The 6,163-nt window shown below is 71.8% G+C and carries 4 protein-coding genes; 3 read left to right on the top strand and 1 reads right to left on the bottom strand.

Annotated elements, in window-relative coordinates; all coding sequences use genetic code 11:
* Window positions 1-59: 59 nt before the first annotated feature.
* Entirely contained in the window at window positions 60-1,145 is a 1,086-nt protein-coding gene (locus ACFVIM_RS31645) for a hypothetical protein (RefSeq protein WP_384308743.1), read from the bottom strand.
* Window positions 1,146-1,391: 246 nt separating this feature from the next.
* On the opposite strand from ACFVIM_RS31645, the gene wecB reads away from it, so the two are divergent.
* The 3 genes from wecB (at window position 1,392) to ACFVIM_RS31630 (ending at window position 6,111) form a co-directional block, all read left to right on the top strand.
* Complete coding sequence (wecB, locus tag ACFVIM_RS31640) at window positions 1,392-2,495, top strand: non-hydrolyzing UDP-N-acetylglucosamine 2-epimerase (protein WP_384308749.1); 1,104 nt, start codon at window positions 1,392-1,394, stop codon at window positions 2,493-2,495.
* Window positions 2,496-2,665: 170 nt separating this feature from the next.
* The gene (locus tag ACFVIM_RS31635) at window positions 2,666-3,982 is read left to right on the top strand and encodes a glycosyltransferase (protein ID WP_384308746.1); all 1,317 of its coding nucleotides are present in this window, start codon (window positions 2,666-2,668) and stop codon (window positions 3,980-3,982) included.
* Complete coding sequence (locus tag ACFVIM_RS31630) at window positions 3,979-6,111, top strand: glycosyltransferase family 1 protein (RefSeq protein WP_384308740.1); 2,133 nt, start codon at window positions 3,979-3,981, stop codon at window positions 6,109-6,111. Before ACFVIM_RS31635 ends, ACFVIM_RS31630 begins: the two co-directional genes overlap by 4 nt.
* The last annotated feature ends 52 nt before the right edge of the window (window positions 6,112-6,163 follow it).

Raw genomic sequence — 6,163 nt, 5'->3', positions numbered from 1 at the left:
GCCCGGGTGGACAGGTCCACCCGGGCTCACCCGTACTCCGTGCCGGTCACCGGTCCGGCTCAGAACCGTCCCCAGGGACCCAGCGCCAGCCCCGGCTCGTCGTCCTTCTGGCGGCAGACCCGCAGCGAGCCGTCGGCGCCGAAGGCGGCGAGGACCACCCGGCCCCGGCCGTCCAGCGCGAGGGCCGGGACACCGACACACGGTTCACCGGTAAGGGTCCAGGTCACGCCCCGGGACTCGTCCTCGGTGGGGTAGGCGGCCAGCGCGGGCCGGCCGGTCGCGGCGTCGCGGTGGGCCAGGATGGTGCAGTCGTGTCCGTCGACGGGGGCGCGCAGCAGCGCGATGGGGCCGGTGCCCGTGCCGGTGCCGAGGACCGCCGGGGCGTCCATGCCCGGCCGCCAGGCCCGTACCGTACGGTCGGCGGCCGAGTGCCAGTACCAGGTGATCCGGTCGTCGGCGGTGGCCAGTCCGCTGACCGAGTCCGCCTCCGCCTTGTCCGCGAGGTCCTCGCGCCGGTGGAACTTGACGCCCTTGGTCTCCTGGCCCCAGTGCATCACCGCGTCGGCGGTGGGCAGCGCGAACGCCATCAGCCCCCGGGCGTCGATGGTCCCGGTCACCGCGCCCGCCCCGGCGCTGCCCTTGTAGTCGGCCCACTTGTTCCACTTGCCGTTGGGCACGCTGGAGCGTCCGCAGACGCCGCCGCCGACGTTCCGTACGAAGACGTGGAGGGAGTTGTCCGCGTCGACCACGGCGCCGGGCTGGCCCATGAGCGCCGCGTGCCGGGGATCGTTCGGATAGGGGTTTCCGACGACGGACCAGTCGCGGAATCCGAGCCCCGACTGGTACTGGAGGGCGAAGACCACATCGGTGCCGGTCCGGCCGTCCGGCAGCGGACGGCGGCGCAGCGCGACCAGGTGGACATAGCCGTCGGGCCCCTGCGCGATGGCGAGATAGGGGTCCACATCGGGGGCGGGGAAGGAGTCGGGCCCGCTCCAGTGGGGTCCGCCGCGGTGGTCCTCGGTCCAGCGCAGGACCGCTCCGCGCGCGGGCGTGTACGCGGTGAGCCGTCCGTCCTTGCCCCGGACCAGCCAGTCGGTGGTGGGGGGGAGGGAGGTGTCCGGCACCGGCCGTACGGCGGAACTCACAGGATCACGGCCGTCATGACGAGCGGGTTCGACCTCCCCGGGGGCTTTCCCGGCCTTCCGACCCGCTCCGCGTCCGGACCACACCGCCATGCCTCACCGTCGACTTTCCCGCTGCTTCCGCGACCGTCCCGCACAACGTGCGCGACGATAGTACGACAGTGCCTGGGGCCCGGACCGGCCCAGCCATTGCCTACCATGGGGCGGAACAGCCCACCAGTGACCGCACCCCAGAAGAAGAGTGTGTCTGTGAAAGTCATCAGCATCGTCGGTGCCCGTCCCCAGTTGGTGAAGCTCGCCCCCATCGCGGCGGCCTTCGCGGGCACGGAGCACGAGCATGTGATCGTGCACACCGGACAGCACTACGACGCGGACCTCTCCGACGTCTTCTTCGAGGGTCTGGGCATCCCCGACCCGGATGTCCACCTCGGCGTCGGCTCGGGCAGCCACGGCACGCAGACGGGCGCCGTCCTCACCGCGCTCGACCCGGTGCTGGAGCGCGAGAAGCCGGACTGGGTCCTGGTCTACGGCGACACCAACTCCACCATCGCGGGCGCGCTCTCCGCGGTGAAGATGCACCTCCCGGTGGCGCATCTGGAGGCCGGGCTGCGCTCCTTCAACCGGCGGATGCCGGAGGAGCACAACCGGGTCCTCACCGACCACTGCGCCGATCTGCTGCTGGCCCCGACCGAGGAGGCCATGCGCCATCTCGGTGACGAGGGCCTCACCGAGCGTGCCGTCCTCGCGGGCGATGTGATGGTCGACATCTGCCTCAAGATCCGGGACGCGGTCCTGGCCGGCGAGCACGCGGCGCCCGCACTGCCCGAGGGCATCGACCCGGGCCGGCCGTTCCTGCTGGCCACGCTGCACCGCCCGGACAACACCGACGACCCCGAGCGGCTCGCCGCGATCGTCGGCGCGCTGGCCTCGCTGCCGGTGCCGGTGGCGCTGCTGGCGCACCCGCGGCTGGTCGCCCGCGCCGCCGAGCACGGCATCACGCTGGAGCAGGGCGCGATCAAGGTCGGCCGTCCGCTTCCGTACGCCGGTCTGGTCGCCGCCGTGCTGGCCTCCTCCGGTGTGGTCACCGACTCCGGCGGCCTGCAGAAGGAGGCGTTCCTGCTGGAGCGCGTCACGACCACGATCCGCCCCGAGACCGAGTGGGTCGAGACCGTCGCCACCGGCTGGAACACGCTGGTGCCCGACCCGCATCTGATGGGCTCCGAGGCGTGGGCCGCCACCGTCACCCGGGCCGCCCCGACCGCCGACCCCGGTACGCCGTACGGCGACGGCAAGGCCGCCCAGAACGTCGTCCGGATCATGGAAGAGTGGAAGGGGGGCAGCCAGCACGCGTGAGCGTCCCGGCCCCGTCAGCGGGGCCGAGATCCGCACATGTCACCGTGCTAGCGTCACCGCTTATGTCAGCGTCTCCCAGGTCCGGGCTGTCCTCCTCCGAGGGTTCACGGCCGCATGTCATCTACCTGGCCATCGGCTTTCCGCCCGCGGCGAAGAGCAGTGCCTACCGCATGCGCGAGACGGCGAACCAGTTCTGCAACGCGGGCTGGGACGTCACCGTCGTCAACATCGCGCGCGAGTCCTGGGAGCGGGACTCCGGCATCGATCCCACCCTGCTCGACCAGGTCGACCCCCGGGTGAAGATCGTCGAGCTGCCGCTCTCCCGTGAGGACCTGGAGACGGACATCCGTCTCTACTCCGAGGAGCGCGCGCTCAACCCCAACCGCTGGGTCACCCAGCTCCGCGCCCGCCAGCAGAAGACCTTCCCCGAGCCCAACTTCGGCGAGTGGCGGGGCGCGCTGGAGAAGGCCGTCCTCGACATCCACCGCGAGCGCCCGGCCGATCTGCTCGTCGCGAGCTGTGTGCCGTATGTGAACCTCGCCGCCGCCTGGAAGCTCTGGGAGACGGCGAAGGTCCCGTACGCGGTCGACTTCCGCGACGGCTGGTCCATCGACGTGATCACCGGTATCGAGGCGTTCACCAAGGACTCCGAGATGGGCCGCTGGGAACAGAAGGTCCTGGACAACGCGGTCAGCCTCTGGGTGGTCAACGACCCGATCGCCGACCACTACCGGGCCCGCTACCCCGAGTTCGCCTCCCGGGTCGAGGTCGTCCGCAACGGGTACGACGCCGACAGCGCCCCCGGCCTCGCCCACAGCGCCGACGCCGAGGCCGGGCTGACCTTCGGCTACCTCGGCACCGTGAACTTCACCCCCGCCCATCTGGAGACCGTGCTCAACGCCTGGCGCGCGGCCCGGGAGCGGGAACCACTGCTCGCGGGCGCCCGCTTCGAGGTCCGCGGCCATATCGGCAACGGCGCCGGGCGCGAGGCCAACAAGCACTCCGAGATGCTCAAGCAGGCCGAGGTGGACGGCGTCCACTTCGGCGGCCCCGCCGCCAAGGCCGAGGTCTCCGAGATCTACGCCCGCTGGGACGCCATGGTCCTGATCCTCATCGGCGGACGCTATGTGACCTCCGGCAAGGTCTACGAGTACATGGCCACCGGACTGCCCATCGTCTCCGCCCATGTGGTCGAGCACGACGCCTCCAACGTCCTGGAGGGCCACCCCCTGTGGACCGGGGCGGTCGGCCTGGACGAGGAGAAGCTGGCCGAGTCCTTCGTCACGGCGGCCCATATGGCCGTCGAGACCAGCGACGCGGTCCACGCCGAGGCCATGGCCCACGCCGACCAGTTCACCCGTGAGGTGCTGATGTCCGTGGCCGTGAAGAAGCTGGTCAGACGACTTGCCGACGATCACGGCGGCCCGCCCGTCCAAGGCGCCGGATCCCAGCCCGAGTCGATCGCCGCCGGAGGGCCCACCTCGTGACCGATGTGCTTTTCGTCGCCACCGCCAAGCCGCAGCTCGGCGTACTGGCCGGGGCGGTGGGCAAGTTCCGCGCCCTCGGCGCCCGGGTCCATATGGCCGTCCTCTTCGACGCGCGTGAGTCCACCGAGGAACTCGACACGCTCGGCCTCGACAGCTACCACCAGCTGCCGTTCGGCATAGGGCACCTGTCCACCTCCACCCGGCGCAAGCTGAAGAAGGTGCCGCACGGGCGGCGCCTGTGGGTGCAGGTCCGGCGCGAACCGTGGCTGCGCGGCCACGGTGGGAGCGCGGCCCACCTGGTCGCCCTCGACCCCAACGCGGTCTACACCGTGTGGCGGCTCTCCCAGTACAACGCCTCGGCGGGCGCCTTCTTCGGGCTCGCCCCGGCGCTGCGCGCGCTGGAGACCCAGCAGGGCTCCACCCCGCCCGCCAAGCGCCGGATGATGCCGCCCGCCGCGGTGCTCGCCAGCGATGTGCGCCGGGAGGCGAAGGCCCTGCCGCGTACCGTCATCCGTACCGCCACGGCCCGTCCCGTGATGCGGTCGGCCGTCGGCGCCCGGCTGTGGCGCACCGCGCTGGGCGCGCCCGGCGTGCCCGCCTCCGTCCGCGCGGCGCTCTCCCGTCAGGTCGCCGAGGGCATGCGCTGGGCCGGACGCCCCGGTGGCGCCACCCTCGCGCTGACCACGGCCGCCCGCCATATCGGCGACCGTACGATCCGTACCGGACTGCTGGACGAGGCCGTCCGCACCGAACTGGGCAAGGGCATCGCGCCCAAGGCCCTGGACAGCACCGTCCAGGAACTCCTCACCCAGGCCGACGAGCAGCTCAAGGTCGGGGACCCGGCCGCCGCCGCGTCCACACTGGACCGGGCGCTCGTGCTCGGCTTCCACCGGGTGATCCATATCGACCAGCTCAGCTCGCCGCTGGCGGTCGACCCGGCGGCGTTCGCCAAGCCGGTCCACGCGGCCGAGGTGATGCGGCGGATCCAGCAGCCGCGCGGCCGTAAGACCCCGGCCAAGCAGCCCCCGCTGGACCGCCCGATGCGGCTCCTCGTCACCACCAGCGCCAACGACAACTTCCTCCAGCTGATCCTCAAGCAGTACGAGGAACACCCGGACGTCGAGCTGCGCTATCTCGACCTGGCCGCCTCCACCGCCATGAAGCGGCTCTCCTGGGCCGGGCGGCGGATGATAGAGAACCGCCTCGGCGGGGACGAGCTCTACGCCGAGCAGGTCGAGGCCATGATGCGCCCGCACCTGGACTGGGCCGACACCGTCTTCCTCGACTGGTGCGTGGCCCCGGCCGTGATGCTGACGACCATCGACCCGGGCGACACCCGGATCGTGGTCCGGCTCCACAGCTACGAGGCCTTCACCCGCTGGCCGCACCTGGTGGACTTCTCCCGTATCGACGACCTCGTCTACGTCGCCGACCACGTACGGGACCTGACCACCTCCCTGGTGCCCATGCTCCGGGGCGAGCAGGCACCGCGCACCCACATGCTCCACAACGCGATGGACCTCAGCGGCTTCGACCGGCCCAAGCCCGCCGACGCCCGCTTCAACCTGGGGCTCATCGGGATCTCCCAGGTCGCCAAGGACCCCCAGTGGGCCATCGACGTCCTGGAGCGGGTCCGCGCCGAGGACGACCGCTACCGGCTGCTGCTGGTCGGCGGCGACATGGACCCCAAGACCAGCCGGGCCACCAAGGACTACCTCAAGGAGTTCGAGGCGCGGATCGCCCCGCTGGAGGAGTCCGGCGCGGTGGTGCGGCTCGGCCCGACGGACGACGTGCCGTCGAAGCTGGTCGAGATCGGCACCATCATCAGCTCCTCCGTACGCGAGGGCTGCCATGTCGGCCTGATGGAGGGCGCGGCGAGCGCGGCGGTACCGGTGGTGCGGGACTGGCCGTTCTACGCGGGCCGCGACAACAGCGCGCGCACGCTGTACCCGGACGGCTGGGTGGTCTCCTCACCGGAGGAGGCGGCCCGGCGGATCCTGGAGACGACCGCGTCGGAGGACGTGTGGCGGGCGGCCGGGAAGCTGGCGTCGGAGCACGCGCTGTCGGTGTGGGACTGGCCGGAGGTCGGCCGCGACTTCGACGAACTCCTCCTGGGCTTCGACGACTAGGTCCTGTCCGTATCCGAGGCTGAGGCCCGCCTCCCGGTTCATCCCCGGGAGG

Source organism: Streptomyces sp. NPDC057638, assembly GCF_042800315.1.
In the GTDB taxonomy this organism is placed as follows: Bacteria; Actinomycetota; Actinomycetes; order Streptomycetales; family Streptomycetaceae; genus Streptomyces.
This window is presented reverse-complemented; position numbering and strand designations above follow the sequence as displayed.